Source organism: Enterococcus sp. AZ109 (assembly GCF_051714625.1).
Lineage (GTDB): Bacteria > Bacillota > Bacilli > Lactobacillales > Enterococcaceae > Enterococcus_A.
Genome location: NZ_JBIOSF010000001.1, coordinates 362361 through 378909 on the forward strand (window position 1 = coordinate 362361; position 16549 = coordinate 378909).

Sequence of the window (16549 nt, forward strand, 5' to 3'; positions counted from 1 at the left end):
TGTTTACAATCTCATAGTACCATTTTTTTTAATGAAAAAGTGTTTATCTGGTTTAAAAATTGGATAAAAAAGAACGCTGACCTAGCGACCAACGCTCTTATCATTTACATTAATAATTTTGGGCAACTAACAGATTAGTTACCCAAATTAGCAAAGAAATTTTTAATTGATTGCCATAAGTTGCTAAAGAATCCTTGATTTTCTTCTAGGGTGCCTTTTAATGAATCGCCAAATTGCCCTAGCTGGTCAGAAAGGCTGCTAACAGTGTCTTTAAAATCGCTGCTGATTTTGTCCAATTGTTCGATAGATTCTTTGTCCAGTACACCATCGGTTGTCTGGTATTGCTCAGCTAGTGAGACTAATTTGTTAATGTCGTCTTGGCTGATGAGTTGGGACAAATTATTTTTCTCCAAAGCGTCATTGACGATATTTTGCACATCTTCTTTCGTAGCAAGTTCGCCTTGTTTTTCCTTCAAGTCAGCTAATTCCTTCTTGATATCCACTAAGGTCTGGTTCAGTTGTGCTTTGTAGGCTTCATCAGCTTTTGCTTGATCGTCAGCAGATAAGTCCTGCTGGTCTTGATTTTCGCTGGCACTGTTAACAATCGACTGTGAAACTTCATTGGTAGTATCCAATTCTGTTTGGGCCAATTGCGCGCGAGCAGGGTCAACGGTTTCGCCATTTGATTCGAAGGCTTTGTAGACACCGGTCAGAGCACTTTCACCAGTAACCTTAACCACACTGGCTACTTTTACGGTCGCATCAGAAATTCCAGCAGTAACTAAAGGATTCTTGTATTGATCGGCAGTAATTTGGGTAATATTGTTAGGCGTTAGAATTTGCACCGCAATCCCTTTTCCTGGATCTTCCCGATTTACTACGACTGAACTCAACATTACGCTGTCATCGCCGCTGCCATAGCCAAGATATTTCACTAAGTCGGCTCCAGTAGCCTGTTCCATTTTTACGCTGTCTTGATTAATGCCAAGCTCACTCATAGTGTCGGTTAGCTGTTGTTGGTTCAAGCCGGCGCCGGCCACAAAGGTTGGTTTGCCCCAGCGTTCATTGATGACTGTCTCTGAACTGGTGTTGCTGGCATGAGCCACCGATGCAGTTTGAATGGCTCCGGCACCTAACGACAAGGTTAAGCTTGCTAGTATAATGTATTTGTGTAGTTTCATTTGTTGTGTCCTCCTAAGGTATCTCTGGTTCTATTTTAGTTGATTCCGCCACCTTCAGCGGAGAGATTGGTGCCATTTAAGCAATTATTTACCACTCTTACTTTAATTTAACAATTAAATCAGACCAAAGTTGGATGATTTTCTTTAGTTTTTACGAAGACCAGAGAAATTCGGCAATCATTTTATCGATCGTCGGGTTTTCGTGGAGCATAAAATGAAAGGCCGTTAACGGAGAGCCGTCAATAATCTTAAATTGATAGCTTGCGACATTTCCATCGATCACCGGTTCGATTGCTTTTACTTCCGCTTCTTTTACCAATCCATCTGTCGGACGGCCCCAAATATTACCGGCAATTGCCAGAACCTTTAAATCCTTTGGCAGCTTCTTCCCTTCAGCTAAATAAGCTTGATTAGGATGCAGCGGAAAATCGCCGCCAATGCTGATCAGTTTTTCCGGTTTTGGAATAGAGGGATCATCGGAATAGGTGGTCATAATCGCCACACTCATCGGCCCGCCTGTTGAATGACCCACGAGATTCATTTTGTCGAAGCCTTGTTCTTTCAAATGCTGTAAATATGGATAAATCTGCTTGACCTCTTTTTTTGGGTCTTTATTATCGGCAAACAATAGCTGGATCATGGAATTATCACCATAACCCTGCTGCTTTTCCTCAGAAAAATGCCCATCAGAGTCAATAGATGTTCGATAGCTGAAGGTTCCCAAGTCAAAGTGATCCAACCTGGAGACCACACCACCCAAGGAAGTACGATTGCCGCCGTAACCGGGAACAAACAGGGTGACGGTTTTACTGTGGGGTTCCACTTTTACCTCGGTTAAAACCTGCTCCTGCTGCCGAAACCATAAGAAAAATCCCAGAACTAGAATTAAAATGATTGGTCCGAAAAAAATCAGCACTTTTTTCCACCTCTTCACGACTTTCACCTCATCAGATAAGTGTAGCACAATCCCCTTAAATCACCCGCTTCCAAACTTTTGGGTGAAACACAAAATGAATACCTCAATTGAAGTCACCGAAAAGGTGAATTCAATCGAGGTATCCAGACCTATTTAGTTAGTCGTTTGCCGCAATCGTTCAACAATTGAACGCTTCGAGACATAGCGGTAGCTGATTAGCGGCAGGACAATTCCTAAGAGCGTAAATAGCGGAGCAACTACCGCTAGCGGCCAAATGGTTAAGCGATAGGTGAAAAACCAGACGACTTTTCCTAATGATTGACTAAGCAGCGGGTCGACTGCCAGAAACAGAATCGAGGACAATAAGACCGAACCCAAGGTGTAATACAAGCCTTCCCAAATCAGCATTTGCTTCAGCTGTCGTCCAGTCATCCCGATGGATTGCAGCATCGCGAATTCTTGGCGTCGCACTAAAATACTGCTTAATAGGGCATTAGCATAATTCAAGATGCCTATTGTTCCGATGATGACGCATAATACACCGCCTAGCAGCAGGAACATTCCCCGGAAGGATTCGAAATTTTCTACGTAGGTTGCCTTACTTTCATAATCAAACTGGGATTGCTCCCCGCTAGTAAAATCGGTTAAAAACTTCTCCATTCCAGCATTAGCCTTTTTGGTGGTGTCAAAGGTATAGTACATGATGGCGTTCGTTTGCGTGTCCTTCATGAAGGTCTGGTCGTTTAAGATAAATTCATCCGAACCATAATATCGGTAATTCAAGCTGGCAGGGATCATAACCAAAGCGGCGACCTGATAGTCAATGTCTTCGTAAATCTTAGGTCTACTTTCCCAATTGTCATCTTCCGGCATTTCTTCATAGATTTCTTCAGTATCCGGATTGTAGTATTCCCATTCTCTCGTATGCCGCAAGGTGACGGTGTCTCCGACTTTCGCCCAATTGCTGTCCATCTTCGGCTGATTATAGTCGTCTGCTAGATAAACCGCGGCGATGGAACGACTGCCTGGAGCGTAAACATCTGCTAAATCTCCTTCCAGCACTGTCAGCTTGTCTAAAATGAATGCTTCCATCCCATACAATTCTACCCGATCTGCCACCAGCTCATTCAAATGATCACTATCGGACACTAATCGATCCAGTTGCTCTTCATCATAATAACGACCGTAGACTGAACGGAAGCGTTTTTCGGTTACGAATTCTTGAACCATTGACGTGTGACCATAGGTGCGGCCGCTTGCGGTTACGCCGCCTTGCTGGTTGATTGCGTCAATGGCTTCTTCGGTGACTCCCTGATCCTCGCCCCACCCCAAATCTATGGAGGACTGAAAATAATCTGCGTCTGCCAAAATAAAATCAGTTGCTACACTTCGCAGATATTTATCCATATCAAACCCGTTAGTAAAGGTAGCCACCAGCTGAAGCAGCATAACGGAAAGGGAAAGTGAAAGAATGGTAACAATCGTTTTGCGACGGTTGCGCCCGAGGTTTGCCCAGGCCATTTTAGGTAAAGAAGCACCCTTTGTGGCTTTTCTCACCCCTTTTGCTTTGCCGGTTTGGTCGGTATAGCGAACAGCTTCCACTGGCGAAACTCTTGCAGCGAGTCTGCCGGGACGATGACAAGAAATCAGCACCGTTATCAAGGCAAACAAGGCCGAGACAACGAAAATCAAGGGACTAGTAGAAACAGCATCAACTACAGCACCATTCATCCGCAGTAATATTACCGGAGTCAGCTTAACGCCGATCAGGTAACCGAACAATAATCCAATTGGAATACCGATCAAGGACAAGACGATTGCTTGTATTCTAATGATGCGTTTAATTTGCCGATTGGTCATGCCGATTGTCTTCAATAGGCCGTAAAAGCGAATGTCGCCAGTTACTGAGATTTGGAAAACATTGTAAATAATCAAATAACCGGTGATGGCAATCAACACCAATAGTCCAACCATCGCGAGAATGGTAAAAGGATCCTGGCTGTCCAAGGCCTGTGCTCCAGTGTATCCCCAGTTCACGCCTGTCCCTATATAATCATCCTTACGCTGATCTTCTCCTTGATAGCCGTGATTTTGCAGCACTGTCTCAACTTTATCCTCGATATTCAACCCACTGGCAAACATAACGTCCATTGACCAAAAGGTGGTCATCCCATCCTTACCGGTGGTTTCCAGCTGATCAAAAATTGCCTGTGCCCGACTTTCAGGGATCAAAACATGGCTGGCTGCAATGGCATCATCGTGTGACCACCAGCCGCACAACGTAAAGGTCTCCGTTGTTTCTTGACCATCCACCAAAAAGGTTAAGGTAAGGCTCTGGCCCAGCTTAGGCTCAATCCCCAACAATTGTAAAACCCGCAGGTCGGCAGCGGCTTCATTCGTGCCTTCTTTCGGCAATCGCCCTTTTTCGGGATCAATAAACATCCATTTGGCTTGATTGGCGTCGGTATAACTGATTTCCACATGGTTTTTATTAAAAGGTGCTTCTCTAGGCATCCCTACAATTCGCCGCAGTCCATACTCATTAATCAGTGGATCGGTTTTTAATTCCTCTACCTGTTCTTGAGTAATCGACTTGAATACTCCATGAGCGTAGCCGCCAGCTTGCCGGAAATTACTCTGCTGGAAGGAATGGTTAATGGATAGAGCAATCGTGAACAAGGTAGTAAACAAAATAGTGGTCAGGGCAATGGCTAGGATCGCAATAATATTTCGTCCTTTAGCGGCCCATAAGCTCTTCAAGCTGAGTTGCCGCACACTTTTACGATTGGATACATTCATTGTTTACACCCCCTATCCTTCAACAATCTGACCGTCTTCGATCCGCAAAATGCGGTCGGCCAGCTGAGCAATTTCTTCATTATGGGTGATCATTACAATTGTCTGCTTATACTTTTGATTGGTAATTTTCAATAGGCCTAATACGTCTTGACTGGTTTTAGAATCCAAATTACCCGTCGGTTCATCGGCTAATAGGATGGCCGGTTTGGTGGACAATGCGCGAGCGATTGCCACCCGCTGCTGCTGACCGCCAGACAAATTATTCGGCAGATTATTTAGTTTAGATGTTAAGCCTAGTGTTTCTACAATGCTGTCGATGTACTCAGAACTAGGTGCTTTGCCATCCAGCTGACTAGGCAGCACAATATTTTCGTAAACGTTCAGTACCGGTACCAGATTATAGTTCTGGAAGACAAAGCCGATTTTCCGGCGGCGGAAAACGATTAAGGCTTCTTCCTTTAGTTTGAAAATGTCTTCGCCATCTACCTCCACTGTGCCGCTAGTAGGCTCGTCTAATCCACCCAACATGTGCAGCAGCGTGGATTTCCCACTGCCTGAGGTTCCCACAATCGCGACGAACTCACCCTTTTCAATTTGCAAATTCACCCCATCTAGCGCATGAACGGCGGTCTCACCTTTACCGTAAATCTTCATTAATTGTTTTGTTTGTAAAATAATCATCTCTAAAACCTCCATAAAAAATAAAGTCTGCAGGTATCTCTCTACACTACAGACTTTATCAAAGAAAACTTACTTAAATCTTTCCAGCGGCAAAACATTCTAACAGTGTTGTAAGAATTGGCCCTTTTTAGCTGGAACGCGGCAAAAATACCGAAAAAACACTGCCTTGACCTGGCGTGGAAGAGACTTTCATGTAGCCATTTTGGGCCGCAATGATCTGACGGGTAATGTATAAGCCGATCCCCAGTCCCTCGACTTGCGCCACTTTAGCTGAGCGGTAAAAGCGGGTGAATATTTTGGCTTGTTCACTTTCTGAGAAACCAATCCCAGTGTCTGCAATATCTATCCGGCAAAACAGCTCATAGGCATATACCGTAATCTGAATTTTCCCACCAGAAGGAGTATATTTAATGGCATTATCAACTAAATTGGCGATGGCCTCAGCAGTCCACTTAGGGTCAAAGATCGCTTGTTCCTTAGTCGGGTCCACCTGAAGCTGGATGTTTTTTCGCTGCACCTCAGGATGAAACTGCGCCGCCACTTCCTCCAGCATGCGTTGAATGTTATGTTGTTCCGGGTGCACCGCTAAAATTCCTGTCTCCAGTCGTGACAGCTTGACTAGTGCTGCAATCAGGAAGTTCAGCTTTTCCCCTTGTTTGTTCATTTCGCCGATGAAGCGGCGGCTTTCTTCCGGCAGTTCCTGTTCAGCCAGCAGCTGACCGTAGAGCAGCAGGTTGGCAATCGGGGTTTTCGTTTGATGGGAAATATCGGCGATCAGCTGTTTAATTTCATCTTTTTCCACCGCGATGCTCCGGTTGGAAACCTCAGTGGCCGATAAATAATCCCGCATCTTGTTCTCTACGGCGGAATACAGGCTCTCATCATAGCTTTCTTCCTTGAAATTTCCTTCAATGGCAGAATCCAGCATGTGGAGCAATCGATTCATGGTTTGGCGAAATTGCCAGCGCTGCCAAAATAATGCCGCAATTGCGCCGATCGCTGCAAAACCTAGCACAATCAGCAAAAGACTTTTACCATCCAGCATTTATTTCACCACCCAAGAATAACCGATGCCATAAACAGTTTTAATATAGTCGCTGGCCTCAAGCTTATCTCGCAGGCGTTTAATGGCAACAGAAAGGGTATTGCTGTCGACAAACTCCATTTCAGAGCCCCACACTTTTTCCAAAAGCGTTTCCCGCATGACCGTCGCGCCGAGATTCTTCACCAGTAATCGCAGTAGCCGCTGCTCGGTTTTACTTAATTCGATTAGCTGGTTATCTTTAGAAAATTCCATTTTGTCGAAATCGAAGCAATAGTCATCGATTGCAACCCGGTTCTGACCTTTCTCCTGGATTCTCCTCAGCTGGGTATTCACTCGGGCCCGTAAAATCGCCAGACTAAAAGGCTTGGTAATATAATCATCGGCACCATATTCCAGGCCTAAAACCACATCCATCTCGGTATCATTTGCGGTTAACAGGATCACCGGTGTTTTGGCGGCAGCTTTGATTTCCTTCAGAAAATCCAACCCGTTTCCATCTGGCAAATTGATATCTAATAAAATCAAATCCATCGTCTGTTCAAAGAAGGCGACCTGGGCCGCCTCCAAATTATTGTATTGAACAATTTCGGTATCCGGAGCCGCGATTGCTAAACGCACTCCTTCACTTAAACTAAGATCATCCTCAACGATCATGATTCGCTTCATTTTGCGCCAACTCCTATTCCCATTAATTATATCATGGGAACCGCTTGATTTGAGGGATAAAAAATAAGGCTGAGACATCTTCGCCTCAGCCTTACGACTACACTTCTTTAGTTGTAAAATGAATCTTGCCGTCACTATCGCGGGATAAAATTGTGATTTCATTTAAATAAGGAAATTTCAATTCCGGCAGCTTCGGGTCCTCCAGCATCTGTTCATATCCTTCAAAAATATCTCGCATGTATTGCTTATAGGCTTGCTTCTTCTTTTGTCGCTTGTTCATTCTCGCACCGTCCTTCTGAAATATCTTACCAATCTTTCCAGGTCAGGACAAGGGCTTATTGGTAAGTTGCCTGCAGATAGGTCAGCAGCTCCTTCGCTAACTCGGTCGCTGATTGTCCATCAGCCCGGTCTTCTAAGAACTCCATCACGGCATAGCCTTGGTTTTGAGAATCAAAGGCATACAAGAAACTGTTTTGTTGTCCTCGTTCATCTTGTTTTTCTTTGATTTCGGCGGTCCCGGTTTTGGCAGCTAACGGAATGCCTAAGCTTTGCAGGCTGCTGGCAGTACCATTGGGATCGCTGACGACAGCTTCCATATCTTGCTCAATGGTATCCACGGTTCCGGCAGAAACTACGTCTGCTTTGGTTTTCGTTTCCGCATCGGCGATCAGTTTAGGATAAACCAAGGTGCCGTTGTTAGGGAAAACAGAATAGGTGGTGATTTGTTGAATCGGGTTCAACAGCAGCTGACCTTGTCCGTAACCAGTATCGGCTAAAAGAACCTCTGAATTGAAGGAATCTTCATTGGAAATTTGCGCTGGGTCCATTGCAATCGGCAAATCCAACTTCTCCCCGAAAATGAATTTGTTCAAGCCGTCTCTAAAGGTTTTTTCACCCATTTTTAACGTTTCCTGTGCCATGTAAATATTGTCTGAGTAAACTAACGCGGTCCGCAGGTTCACTGGTGACACAGCACTCACGCGAGTCACTTGGTAACCACCCCATGAGCTGTCCTTTTGCCATTTCAAGCCGTTGATGGCTAATTCTTCGTTAGGTTCAATTGTTCCAGCATCCAAACCGATCGCCGCAGTGACCGTTTTGAAGGTAGAACCTGGTGCATATCCGGTGGCAAAACGACTCATAAATGGCAAGTTTTCGTCATTGTTGTAAGCATCGTAGTCCGCTTGGCTGATACCATTGGTCAGTTTATTTGGGTCAAAGCTTGGTGAGCTGACTACTGCCAGCAGGTCGCCGGTCTTCGGTGCCGTTGCCACACTTGAGCCGGGTTGACCTTGCAGCGAGTCGTAGGCAATTTGCTGCGCCTTGGCGTCAATGGTCAGTTTGACATTTTCGCCATCGGTTTTCCGGACTTCCTGCAGCACTTTTTTCTGGGTGTCGTCTTTGTCTACGATGGCCAGTAAGCCGCCGTCTTGCCCTCGTAATTGTTTATCCAGGGCGCGCTCCAGCCCCGTTCGGCCAATTAAGCTTTCAGCTGCTAATTCATCGTTTTTCTCTAAATCCTCAGCCGTCACTTTGCCCACATAGCCGATTAATTGAGCGGCTGCTTCTCCTAACGGATAGGTCCGACCGGTTGCTTGATGAACCTCCACGCCTTCTGGCACACTGTCAGGTGTAGCATTGACGGTTTTTAAAGGAACAAAAAAGTCGTCTTGTACCCAGCCTTGTTCTAAGGCACTATTGACAGCCTCAGTCGTGCTGCCGATTGAGTCAGCGATGGCGGAGATTTTTTGCGCCCGTTCGTCACCGGTGCCTAGCTGATTGGGAATAACGCCAATTTGATACACCGTGCCGTTTACGGCTAGTCCTTGATCATTTCGATCCAGGATTTCCCCGCGAGTAGCAGATGAGACTTGGTAGCTGACTTTGTCCGTTCCATCCATATTAGGGAAAATCAACTTAGGCGTCCAATTGATTTTTTGATTGTCCTCCGTCAAGGTACCCGAGTACTTTTGATCCTTTAAAGCACCTAGACCAGTATTTAAGGACAAGGTATAGCTAAACTCGTAGCCGTTGTCGGCTTTTTCAATTTGAATATCTTTGGCTTTTATATTCGATGCATTGATACCAGAAAAGATGTTTTGGTATTTTTCTTCCACTGTCTCAGCGGTAAAGCCATTATCTTTCAGGGAAGCATCAGTTAAATACTTGGGGATTTCATTGTATTTGCCGTCAGAAATAGCGGCAATAAATTTCTTCACCGTTTGTTCTCCGGCTTTTTTCACTTGGTTGGCATGGTACACTGTGTAGCCGCCAAATCCAGCGATTCCTAAGAGCACAACCGCTACGATGATTATGATGGGTAGTTTAGTGCTTTTTTTCTGGTTCTTTTGACTTCTTTGCATAAGTTGTTGTTCCCTTCTATTTAACTCATATTAATAAATTGCGTTTTCCCGCAATATACGCAGTGTTTCGGTGGCAGCAGCTTGCCCGGAGGCGCCAGTCTGCTGAAGATGACAGGCAAAATAAAGGGTTTTGCCCTTTGCTTCAATAAAGCCGATAAACCAGCCACGATTGTCCTGTCCTTGTCTTTGCCCAGTGCCGGTCTTCCCGTAAAGGGTGTAGTCTTCACCTGCTTCCAGCTTCATGGCCTCTTTGATGGTTTGAACTTCCTGATCGGAGAAAGCTAGTTCATGGTTCATCAGCTGTTGCAACAGCTGAACCTGTTCAATCGGCGCAATTTTTAAAGAAGATTCCAGCCAATAGTCCTCCACTGAGCCTAATAAACTGGCGTTACCATAGTTTATGGCTTTAAACTCGTTGGACAAGGTGGCTTTGCCTAGTTTTTGGTCCAGCTGCTGGAAATACCAGTTGGTGGAATTGGTGAGAGCTTCCTTTAATCCTTGATCTTGATTCCAAGCCGCAAAGGGATACTCGGTGCCATCCCAGACTAATTGATTCTGGGATGGCTGAATCACCTGATGTTTTAGCCCGAACAGTCCGCTCCACAGCTTGTAGGTACTGTCTGGGGAAAAGCGCTGATAGGCAGCCGCTTCATTATAAATACTGTATTGCTGGGCTTCCTCATCATATAAAACCAGCGAATTCAGACTGTCGTCAGCAAACGCCCGGTCGGCCACGATCTTAATTATACCCGCATCCTTTAATAACGGTGTCTTTTGCGTCCCTTCACTTTGAGGAACCGCCACAAAAACACTAATGATCAGCAATAAAATAGTTAATCCTTGAAGCAGCGGAAATTTATTTTCTTTCTGATAAGCCGCGATAAATTGGATTCGTTCCGTCAGTCCTTTGCGATTGTCAGAAAAGGCCACCAGCTGATGATTCGGCTTTTGGACTACACTGTTTAGAAGCGCGTGTCCGTAAGCGGTGATTTCCTTTTTTTCTAAATGAGCCATGACTAGATGATCGCAGGTCACTTCCCGATCCTTGGCAGCCGCTTGATTCATCCAGTGAATCAAGGGATTGTACCAAAAAGCGATGGTCAAAAGCAAAAAACCGGTTTGCTGATGGAAGTCTTTGTTTTTGTGATGCCCCAGTTCGTGCATAAAAATCAAGTATAACTGTTCTTCCGAGGCTTCCTCATTATACGCGTCAGGCAATAAAATCACCGGTCGAAACATCCCGCTGGTTGCCGGGGTTTGAATTTTGTTTGAAGCAATTACACATACCTGCGACTGATAATTCAGCGTTCGTTGGGCTTTAGCTAATGATTGCTTGATTTTCTCGGTTTCCAATACTTGTCCTGATGCCATCAACTGGCGCAACGAATAATAAGAAGACAAAATCATTCCTATTCGGACGACCATCCCCAGCAGCCAAATTACTGCAAAAAGCTGTAAATACCTTTCGATTGAGGGCAGATTGGCCGCCAGCGAATAGTCGTTCATCCAGCCGTTGGCAAGAGATTGAGTCACACTGTCAGGCTCAAGACTGTTGACTGCTGCCAGCTGTTCTGGGAAAAAGATTTTGCTGCCAAAATTATAGCGCAGATACTCCTTCAGTTGCCGGAAAGGCTGATTAGGAATCAAAAAGAGCAAACTCAAAAAAGGCAGATACCAGAAAGCCCCTCTTAATTGCGGCTTCAGCTTTTTCCCAACTATTTTCCGCAGCAGCAACAAACTGGCGAAGAAAATCGTCATGGATAGATTAGCAAGTAGAAATTGTTCAATTGACTGAGTCATCATTCTCTCGCTCCTCTAATAAGCTCCGCAGTTTGTCGATTTCTTTTTGATCCATTGCCTCTTCTTGAACAAAATTCATCACCAAGTCGCTGACTTTGCCGCCGAAAAACTTTTGGACAAATTTTTGGCTTTCCTGTTTCACAAAATAATCTCGCGGTACTAGGGTGTTGTAGATGTACATCCGACCTGATTTGGTATGGCTGATGACTTGCTTTTGCTCCAAACGAGTCAAAAGAGTGCGAATCGTATTGGGATTCCAGCCTTCAGACGCTTCTAGGCGCTGGTTGATTTCCTTGGAGCTGATAGTTGACTGTTCCCAAACAACCTCCATCACCTTCAGCTCTGATTCCGTGATATTGATTTCCTTTTTCATAAACATCCTCCATTAGAACTACAATTGTAGTTTAAACGAGCAAGACTCTCCTGTCAAAGCAATCCACAAAAAGAGGCCGCTGTCTTAAGTAATTCCTTAAAACAACGACCTGAATCTATACATTATTTTTTTGCTGCGTACTAAAGATGATACTAACCGTCAGCAACACTACTCCAGCTAGAAACAGCCAGATTTTCGACTGCCAATCATTTTCCATTAAAGTGTACAAATAAAAGGGACCAAAATATTTACTGCCGCTAAACATGTTCAGGACGTAATACATCATAGCCACCATCGTACTGGGAATCAAATTTTGAAAAAAAGTATAGCTGATATTCAGCAAGCCCCCTAAAAAAAGCACCGTCGCAAACTCAGCGAAGAAAAATTCAAGAAAATTGAATTCTGACCGATTCAGTTTTAAAACTAGCAGAAAGACTGCTAACGAAATCAGAACCATCGCCAAAATCTGAACTAGCCGCAGAATCAATAACCGACTATAAGAAGTTTTCTTCGCTCGCACCACTGCTAGAATTTTCTTTTGCGTATCCGGCAAATACAGTGGAATGAATAAGACAATTCCAATAATCGTAAACAGCCGTTCCACAATCATCGCCGTTTGCTCTGGTTCCAAATATTGGGCACCAAATAAAAAGGGGAAGGTCATCAAGAACAGGATAGTTACGGCAACAAAGGGCCAATAATGAAACCGGAAAAAGGTCCGGCTAAGCTTTAGGTCTTTTTCCAAGAAGTCGTCCCCCTTTGCGTTTATAATCGGCCAATAGAATCGTCCCGCCACAGCACACTAGGCCCACGACACTCCATGCGAGGCGGTTTTTTATCAGCTCTGGCAAAACAGCTTCAAATATATCTCGTTCACCCACCGTATTAAACCGAGGTACTAAACTCCAGCCCACGGCTCCAACTAGCGTCCCGCTGCCGGTAAACACGATCCCTAACCAAGCGATTAATTGGAAAACAACCGTGACGATGCCGTTGGTTAATTCAGTTAACATAAAACCAATACCGACTACTGCCAAAATTGTAGGCAACAGCCAACCGAGCATATATTGATAAAACAGCAGTAAATTTCCTGACGCTTCTACGCTTTCAGAAATCATCAAGGTTTGCATGCCGGGCATTAAGGAAAACAGCAAGACGGGAACTAGCAGCAGCAACACACAGCTCAGATAACGAGACAGAATTAATTTCCCAGTAGAAGTCTGCTTGGTAAAAATAACTTGCTGCGCCTGAGCTCGTTTGTCTCGCACCATAGCCGCTGCTGCAGGAAAAATTGGCACTAAAGCTAAGATGATACCAAAGTAATCACAAACCATGCGGGCATAGGCGCCGCTAACTTGATCCTTTTCAACCATTATTTGAAAATCTTCCATAGCCTGCTCATATGTTCTTGGTGCGAAGGCATCACTGCGGTAGATTTCTTCCTCATAATTGGACTTCTTACCAATCATTCCTGCCGCTTGCCGCATGTCTGCTTGGAATTTTTTGTAAGAATGATCCTTTTTCACTGGGAAGGTAGATTCAATCTTGGCATCCGGGGTCACGGAGTTAATATAGTCCTCGGTTAATAGCTCGATGGATCTTCCACTTGCCGAAGTCAGTATTTCCTCAATTTCCTGCTGCTGCGTGTCTGATAGACGAACCGATTTTAAGAAGCCATAGGGATATGAGGAGTAAGTATTGCTGACATATTCGACTAAAAGCATCTGGTAAGCCGATTCTTGGATCACCTGCGGATCATCGGTCTGAGTCATGCCGTAATCGGACTGATTGGGCGTGGGCTTAGATATTCCCGTCAAATCGCCGCCAATTTGCGAGAAAGCAAACAGACCTAATATAATGACGATCACCCAGTAAGTTAAACTCTTTAAGTTTATTTTTATTTCTTTTAATAATAAGCTCATCGATTACCACCTGCCCTCTCGTCCAAGCAGTAAAGATAAGCATCCTCCAGCGTAGGCGGTACTTGCCGCACTAAAGGGTTTTCCATAATTAAGGTACCCACTCTGCCAATAAAACGCACCCGGGTACTAGCACCGTCTGGATGGAGGCTGATAATATTCACCTGTTTTTTCACCGTGGTTAGTTCTGTGCGTGGTAAATCCACCTCATAAATATTGCCTTCCGCCCGCAGCAGCAGTTGGCTGACATCACCAGAAAAAACAATCCGACCTTCATCCATAATCGCTAACCGTTCCGCAACGGCTTCGATGTCGCCAGCGATGTGTGTAGAAAGCAGTACAATTTTGTCCTCACTAATTTCACTTAGCAGATTACGAAACCGCAACCTTTCTTCCGGGTCCAAGCCCGCAGTTGGCTCGTCAACAATTAGAATTTTCGGATCGTTTAATAAGGCTTGGGCAATTCCCAAGCGGCGCTTCATCCCACCAGACATGGCTTTGACTTTGGTTTTCTGGTAAGGCAGTAAATTTACCTGCTCCAATAAATCGAGAATCCGCTGTTTGCGTTCCCCCTGCTTCATCTCCGCTAACACTGCCAAATAATCCATCGCTTCATAAACAGTCATATTGCCATACAGGGAAAATTCCTGAGGTAAATAACCCACGATACCGCGAATTTCTTTGCGTTTTTCAATGGAGATGCCCGCCATCCTGACTGCGCCTTCTTTAACCGGCAGCAGAGTCACCAACGTCTTCATCAAAGTGGATTTTCCGGCACCGTTTCTTCCCAATAAGCCGTACATGCCGGTCTCGATCTCTAAATCAATATCATGCAGTACCTTTTTTCGGCCATAATACTGATTCAAGCGTTTGATAATGATTTCCATAAGATCTCCTCCTGTCATCTACAGTTTATAACTAATTTATCTATAATTTCTCTACATCATAGAAAAACCTGGAAATCAGCGTGCATTTCCAGGTTTAGCCGTTACTAATATAAAAGACCGCTGAGACAATTGCCCCGTTTTCCGCACCATTGGCCAGTCTTAATACGCCGCCATGCTTTTCAGTCAAACTGCTGGCAATCGTTAAACCTAAACCAAAGTGCTCCGTTTTGTTTCTTGAAAAATACGGCGTGGTGGCATAAGTTAACTCTTCTTTAGTGAAGCCGATCCCATCGTCTTTCACAAATAGAAAAAGATAAGGATCTTGCCGTTCCAGCGTAACATCCACCCGCTGCTTTTTGTATCTCACGGCATTAGTTAACTGATTCTCCAGCACCTCCATGATTAAATACAAATCATAAAAAGCCCCGGCTGAAAAATTACCAGTCAAATGAAGTGCATCCTCGTCTAAGTCAAAGGTATGCAGCAGGTCACGAATTGTTTCCACCAGTTTACTTAGGGGCTCCCTTTTTATCTGAACCTCAAAATCATCTATTTTTTGAATGGATTTCATGGTTTCCGCAAAATCATTCATCCGTTGAACGTTAGATTGAATTTTACTCAAGGATTTAGCCAGCAGCTCGTCGGTCATCTTGCCATTAGGATAAAAGGTTTCAATCATTTCGGCATTGTTTTGAATCACCGTCAAGGGTGTTCGCAAGTCATGGGAAAAGGCGGCATTCAGCTTCTTTTGTTCTAGGTGAAGCTGCTGTACCTGCTGCTGGCTCTCCTTCAGCTGCAATCGCATCTCATTGAAGCGATCGGTGAGCAGCTGGAATTCGTCTTTGCCATGATAAAAAATCGGCTGACCTAAATCCCCCGACTTGATGGTTTCGACACCATCGAAAATAACCGTCAAAGGCTGCATAATACGCTTTTCTACAAAAAACTTCGAGACCACCCAACAATACAGCCCCAAATAAACCGGCAAACTGCCCCAACGAATCGTCTCCATCCACTGGAGGGTCTGATTCTGACTCAGCTCAGCAGCTGGCGCTTGCCATGACAAATAACTCCAGGTGGTCAAACGTCCCTGATCACCTACCGCCAGCCGTTCCCAGCTGACGGTCAAACTAATAGTGAAAATCCAAGCCAGCAACACTAAAATAAGACCGATAGATAGCGTCCAAAACAAGCTGCCAGCTAAACGAACTGACTTAATTTTCATTCTTTCCAGCTGCTCTTCTAACCAATCCATTTATAGCCGGACCCCCAGACTGTTTGAATGCACTCTTGACTTGTCAGCTTTTTCACCTTAGTACGAATGCGGCGAACATGCTCGGTGATAATCGCCGCATCGCCTTCTTTGTCAAAGCCCCACAGTTTTTCATAGAGTTGCTCCCGGCTAAATACGATTCCCGGATGACCTGCCAACAGCTCCACAATCATAAATTCCGTTTTCGTCAAAGGCACCGCTGCTTCTTTCACCACCAACTGTTTTTGCTGGAACTTAACGACTAAATCACCAAAAAAGCCGATTGTTTCCTGCGTATTTTTCCTTTCTTCCCGCCGTAAATGGGCCGCTACCCGCATTCCCAGCTCCTTCAGGCTAAAAGGCTTCAGCAAGTAATCATCACCACCGGCCATCAATCCGGCTAAGCGGCTGGCTTCATCGATTTTGGCGGAGAGAAAAATAATCGGACAGCCTACCGATGATCGAATTTTTTTGCAAAAGGTTATCCCGTCTATTTCCGGCATGGAAACATCCAGCAGGATCAAGTCCGGTTTGGCTGATAATCGACTTTCAGCCTGCTGAGCATTTTCAGCCGTGTAAACTAAATAATCCGACAGCTCAAAATAATCCTTTAAGGTGTCCAGCAGCTCTTTCTCGTCATCAACAATCAGTAATCGTTTAGGCATGG

15 protein-coding genes are annotated in these 16549 nt (G+C 44.8%); all 15 read right to left on the reverse strand.

Going from position 1 to position 16549, the window contains the following annotated elements; genetic code table 11:
• Positions 1-134 precede the first annotated feature (134 nt).
• The 15 genes from IGI42_RS01750 to IGI42_RS01820 all read right to left on the reverse strand — a co-directional run bounded on the left by IGI42_RS01750 (position 135) and on the right by IGI42_RS01820 (position 16547).
• The gene (locus tag IGI42_RS01750; protein WP_438713894.1) at positions 135-1181 is read right to left on the reverse strand and encodes a DUF1002 domain-containing protein; all 1047 of its coding nucleotides are present in this window, start codon (positions 1179-1181) and stop codon (positions 135-137) included.
• A 151-nt stretch (positions 1182-1332) separates the two neighbouring features.
• Positions 1333-2115 (reverse strand): alpha/beta hydrolase, encoded by a 783-nt coding sequence (locus IGI42_RS01755; protein ID WP_438713895.1) that lies wholly within the window; start codon positions 2113-2115, stop codon positions 1333-1335.
• Between the two features lie 135 nt (positions 2116-2250).
• Positions 2251-4896 (reverse strand): ABC transporter permease, encoded by a 2646-nt coding sequence (locus IGI42_RS01760; protein ID WP_438713897.1) that lies wholly within the window; start codon positions 4894-4896, stop codon positions 2251-2253.
• A 12-nt stretch (positions 4897-4908) separates the two neighbouring features.
• Positions 4909-5577 carry an ABC transporter ATP-binding protein gene (locus tag IGI42_RS01765; protein WP_438713898.1) on the reverse strand — a complete coding sequence of 223 codons (669 nt, stop codon included), beginning with the start codon at positions 5575-5577 and terminating at the stop codon, positions 4909-4911.
• 127 nt (positions 5578-5704) lie between these two features.
• Positions 5705-6622, reverse strand: coding sequence for a sensor histidine kinase (locus IGI42_RS01770; protein WP_438713899.1), 918 nt, complete (start codon positions 6620-6622; stop codon positions 5705-5707).
• Positions 6623-7288 carry a response regulator transcription factor gene (locus IGI42_RS01775; protein WP_438713900.1) on the reverse strand — a complete coding sequence of 222 codons (666 nt, stop codon included), beginning with the start codon at positions 7286-7288 and terminating at the stop codon, positions 6623-6625.
• A gap of 97 nt (positions 7289-7385) precedes the next feature.
• Complete coding sequence (locus IGI42_RS01780) at positions 7386-7568, reverse strand: hypothetical protein (protein ID WP_438713901.1); 183 nt, start codon at positions 7566-7568, stop codon at positions 7386-7388.
• Positions 7569-7623: 55 nt separating this feature from the next.
• On the reverse strand, positions 7624-9651 hold the full coding sequence (pbp4, locus tag IGI42_RS01785) for a penicillin-binding protein PBP4(5) (protein ID WP_438713902.1): 2028 nt from the start codon (positions 9649-9651) through the stop codon (positions 7624-7626).
• Positions 9652-9681: 30 nt separating this feature from the next.
• Positions 9682-11454 (reverse strand): BlaR1 family beta-lactam sensor/signal transducer, encoded by a 1773-nt coding sequence (locus IGI42_RS01790; RefSeq protein WP_438713904.1) that lies wholly within the window; start codon positions 11452-11454, stop codon positions 9682-9684.
• Positions 11435-11824 carry a BlaI/MecI/CopY family transcriptional regulator gene (locus IGI42_RS01795; RefSeq protein ID WP_438713906.1) on the reverse strand — a complete coding sequence of 130 codons (390 nt, stop codon included), beginning with the start codon at positions 11822-11824 and terminating at the stop codon, positions 11435-11437. The genes IGI42_RS01790 and IGI42_RS01795 overlap by 20 nt, the downstream gene beginning before the upstream one ends.
• A 115-nt stretch (positions 11825-11939) precedes the next feature.
• Complete coding sequence (locus IGI42_RS01800; protein WP_438713907.1) at positions 11940-12569, reverse strand: hypothetical protein; 630 nt, start codon at positions 12567-12569, stop codon at positions 11940-11942.
• Complete coding sequence (locus tag IGI42_RS01805) at positions 12547-13746, reverse strand: ABC transporter permease (protein WP_438713908.1); 1200 nt, start codon at positions 13744-13746, stop codon at positions 12547-12549. Before IGI42_RS01805 ends, IGI42_RS01800 begins: the two co-directional genes overlap by 23 nt.
• Positions 13743-14630, reverse strand: a complete 888-nt coding sequence (locus IGI42_RS01810) for an ABC transporter ATP-binding protein (RefSeq protein ID WP_438713909.1) — start codon at positions 14628-14630, stop codon at positions 13743-13745. Before IGI42_RS01810 ends, IGI42_RS01805 begins: the two co-directional genes overlap by 4 nt.
• Positions 14631-14724: 94 nt before the next feature.
• Positions 14725-15885: a HAMP domain-containing sensor histidine kinase gene (locus IGI42_RS01815; protein WP_438713910.1), complete on the reverse strand. Its 1161-nt coding sequence runs from the start codon at positions 15883-15885 to the stop codon at positions 14725-14727.
• Positions 15873-16547: a response regulator transcription factor gene (locus IGI42_RS01820; protein ID WP_438713911.1), complete on the reverse strand. Its 675-nt coding sequence runs from the start codon at positions 16545-16547 to the stop codon at positions 15873-15875. Before IGI42_RS01820 ends, IGI42_RS01815 begins: the two co-directional genes overlap by 13 nt.
• Positions 16548-16549: the final 2 nt, after the last annotated feature.

Bases quoted from the DNA above. Each gene is read 5' to 3' on its own strand.
- IGI42_RS01775 (WP_438713900.1), bottom strand. From the start codon at position 7,288: ATGAAGCGAATCATGATCGTTGAGGATGATCTTAGTTTAAGTGAAGGA.
- IGI42_RS01805 (WP_438713908.1), bottom strand. From the start codon at position 13,746: ATGAGCTTATTATTAAAAGAAATAAAAATAAACTTAAAGAGTTTAACT.
- IGI42_RS01795 (WP_438713906.1), bottom strand. From the start codon at position 11,824: ATGAAAAAGGAAATCAATATCACGGAATCAGAGCTGAAGGTGATGGAG.
- IGI42_RS01810 (WP_438713909.1), bottom strand. From the start codon at position 14,630: ATGGAAATCATTATCAAACGCTTGAATCAGTATTATGGCCGAAAAAAG.
- IGI42_RS01765 (WP_438713898.1), bottom strand. From the start codon at position 5,577: ATGATTATTTTACAAACAAAACAATTAATGAAGATTTACGGTAAAGGT.
- IGI42_RS01750 (WP_438713894.1), bottom strand. From the start codon at position 1,181: ATGAAACTACACAAATACATTATACTAGCAAGCTTAACCTTGTCGTTA.
- IGI42_RS01760 (WP_438713897.1), bottom strand. From the start codon at position 4,896: ATGAATGTATCCAATCGTAAAAGTGTGCGGCAACTCAGCTTGAAGAGC.
- IGI42_RS01770 (WP_438713899.1), bottom strand. From the start codon at position 6,622: ATGCTGGATGGTAAAAGTCTTTTGCTGATTGTGCTAGGTTTTGCAGCG.
- IGI42_RS01815 (WP_438713910.1), bottom strand. From the start codon at position 15,885: ATGGATTGGTTAGAAGAGCAGCTGGAAAGAATGAAAATTAAGTCAGTT.
- IGI42_RS01820 (WP_438713911.1), bottom strand. From the start codon at position 16,547: ATGCCTAAACGATTACTGATTGTTGATGACGAGAAAGAGCTGCTGGAC.
- IGI42_RS01790 (WP_438713904.1), bottom strand. From the start codon at position 11,454: ATGATGACTCAGTCAATTGAACAATTTCTACTTGCTAATCTATCCATG.
- pbp4 (WP_438713902.1), bottom strand. From the start codon at position 9,651: ATGCAAAGAAGTCAAAAGAACCAGAAAAAAAGCACTAAACTACCCATC.
- IGI42_RS01780 (WP_438713901.1), bottom strand. From the start codon at position 7,568: ATGAACAAGCGACAAAAGAAGAAGCAAGCCTATAAGCAATACATGCGA.